Source organism: Streptomyces sp. NPDC041784, assembly GCF_055591025.1.
The window spans coordinates 1-2,324 of record NZ_JBVJAB010000019.1; the positions used below are offsets into that span (position 1 = coordinate 1).

General features: G+C 71.6%; 3 protein-coding genes. All 3 read right to left on the bottom strand.

The window, feature by feature from the left end; translation table 11 throughout:
* Positions 1-168 precede the first annotated feature (168 nt).
* Genes ACZ6D7_RS32695 through ACZ6D7_RS32705 form a run of 3 tightly spaced genes read right to left on the bottom strand, consistent with a single transcriptional unit; the run spans position 169 to position 1,627 of the window.
* Complete coding sequence (locus ACZ6D7_RS32695; protein ID WP_469498677.1) at positions 169-540, bottom strand: tetratricopeptide repeat protein; 372 nt, start codon at positions 538-540, stop codon at positions 169-171.
* Between the two features lie 50 nt (positions 541-590).
* Positions 591-1,112: a MarR family winged helix-turn-helix transcriptional regulator gene (locus ACZ6D7_RS32700; RefSeq protein ID WP_469498679.1), complete on the bottom strand. Its 522-nt coding sequence runs from the start codon at positions 1,110-1,112 to the stop codon at positions 591-593.
* A complete protein-coding gene (locus ACZ6D7_RS32705; RefSeq protein ID WP_469498682.1) occupies positions 1,109-1,627 on the bottom strand; it encodes a MarR family winged helix-turn-helix transcriptional regulator in 519 nt (172 codons plus the stop codon). Before ACZ6D7_RS32705 ends, ACZ6D7_RS32700 begins: the two co-directional genes overlap by 4 nt.
* Positions 1,628-2,324 lie beyond the last annotated feature (697 nt).

Below are 2,324 nucleotides of genomic sequence, written 5' to 3' on the forward strand. Positions count from 1 at the left end.
AGCGAACTCTCCCACGCATCAAACCCCCCCCCCCCCCCCCCCCCCCCCCCCCCCCCCCCCCCCCCCCCCCCCCCCCCCCCCCCCCCCCCCCCCCCCCGCTGCCGTGTGCCAGGCGCTGAGTTCTGTGCGCCGTGGGCTGTGTTCTGTGTGTGCTGCGTGCTGTGTGGGTCAGGCCTCCGGGAAGTCCCCGGCCATGGCCGAGGCGATCCGCAGATGCGGTCCGGCCTCCTCGTGCCGGCCCTGCCGCTCCAGGGTGCGGCCGAGCATCAGCCGGGCGTACTGCTCCACCGGGTCACGCTCGACGATCACCCGCAACTCGGCCTCGGCACGCTGCAGTTGGGCCGAGTGGTAGTAGGCGCGGGCCAGCAGCAGCCGGGGTCCGGTCTGCTCCGGCACCTCCTCGACCAGCCCGACCAGCACCCGCGCGGCGGCGGTGTAGTCCCGCGCCTCGAAGAACAGCCGGGCCCGCTCCCAGCGCTCCGCCGGGGTTCCGTGGGCGTAGTACGCGGTCTCCTGCGTCGCCTCGTATGTGATGTCCACTCGTGACCTCCTTCGAGGCCGTCAACCGGACAGGTTGATTGAATATTCCACTACACCGTCGAGTCGAGCGCGGCCAGCTCCGCCTCGGCCCGCTGCCTGATCCGCGCGAGCACGCGGCCCGCGGTCGCCAGGTCCTCCGCCGGGATTCCGGCGTAGATCCGGGCGGTGATCGGGCCCGACTCGGCGCCGACCGCGTCGAAGAGTTCGCGCCCGGCGTCGGAAGCCGCGACGCGCGGACCGTCGGCCGACAGCAGCCCCTTGTCGAGCAGTTCGCCGACCGTGGCGCGGGCGTCCGCCGGGTCCGTCTTGAGGGCTCCACCGATCTGGGTGACGAGCGCCTCCCGCTCCAGCGGCCCGTCGACGGCGGCCGCCCGGAGGGTGATCTGCTGCGGGAAGGTGAGGCCGTGCCGCGCGATGACGCGCTCCAGAACGGCGCGGCTCGCGTAGTGCGCCAGGGCGATCACGCGGGGGTCGACGGGAGGGGCGGTGGTGGTGCTGGTGGTGCCGGTGGTGCCGGTGGTGGTGCCGGCGGTGCCGGTGGTGGTGCCGGTGGTGTCCGCAGTGCTGGTCATGACTCCCCCTGAGTCGTTTGAGTCGTCCGAGTCTTGTGAGTCTGTGGCGTCTTCTCGTCGATGAGATCCAGCGGTACGTCGAGCAGGGTTGCGAGTTCGTCCGCGAAGGTGCGGGTGCGGGCGCTGTCCAGGCCGCCGAGCGGCTCCAGCAGCCGCTCCAGCAGCCCGTGGACCACCGTGATCGCGCGTCGCGTGACGTCCTCGCCCTGTGCGGTGAGGGTCAGTTGCACGGCGCGTGGGTCGCGGGGATCCCGGGTCCGCTCGATCAGCCCGGCGGACTCCAGGGCACGGGCGAGCTTCGAGACGTAGAGCGGCTCGAGGCCGGTGTGGTCGGCGAGCCGGCGCTGACTGGGCCGCTCGCCGGCGCGCCGCATGCCGTACAGCGACGCGACCAGGGAGTACTGCGCGTGGGTGAGACCCAGCGGCGCGACCGCCCGGTCGACGGCCACCCGCCACTTCGTCGACAGCCGCCACACCAGGTAGCCGGGTGTGGCCCGTTCGGAACCCTTGCTCATGGGTCGATACATTACATGGCTACTATATCCATGGCTACTATTTCGGCCCCATGGCTCGGGCTGGGCCTGGCTGCCACGGTGGTCGCGAACGTCGTCGTCGGCGGCTACGACTACCGCGAAACCCGGTGAGCCCACCCGGGGCGGTGCCGCCGCCGGATGGGCCGGCAGCATGGGGCCAGCGGCTCGGAACTTCGCTCACGGGCCTGCACGATCTCTTCCTGAGAGCGGCCGACGAAGTTCCACCACATATCGCACTTCATCATCGTTTCCGCAGGTCAGCGACGTTCGGGATGGCTGGCGGTCAGCGAACCGTCAGCATCGGTCGGAGGAGCGGTAACCGTGGCGCGGAGCTCGTTGGCTCGTGGGATGGGGTCGTTCTTCAAGGAGTTGGGCGTCTGTTGGATATCTCATCACCGAAGCCTGGCTCGTCCGCCCGAGCGCACCAGGCGCCCCGGTGCGCCTGGACCGTCAGCGAGCGCCGCCGGCGGCGGCACAGCGTTACGGGATGGCCCGCGGGCTGGTGAGCGTTGCCCGACCCCGCGCTCCGTCGCCGTATGAGTGCTGACGTTGTCGCGTGACCCGGGCGGGGTCGGCCTTCCGCCGAGCCCCCCTTCCGGTTTCCCCCCCGGAACCGAACCGTGTCTCGCCACTCACTCCGTAATGGTCGCCGACCTTGCCGGCGGGGCAAGGGGCGGGC

Excerpts from the sequence above, each read along its gene's own strand:
- ACZ6D7_RS32705 (WP_469498682.1), bottom strand. The coding sequence starts at position 1,627 with ATGAGCAAGGGTTCCGAACGGGCCACACCCGGCTACCTGGTGTGGCGG.
- ACZ6D7_RS32700 (WP_469498679.1), bottom strand. The coding sequence starts at position 1,112 with ATGACCAGCACTGCGGACACCACCGGCACCACCACCGGCACCGCCGGC.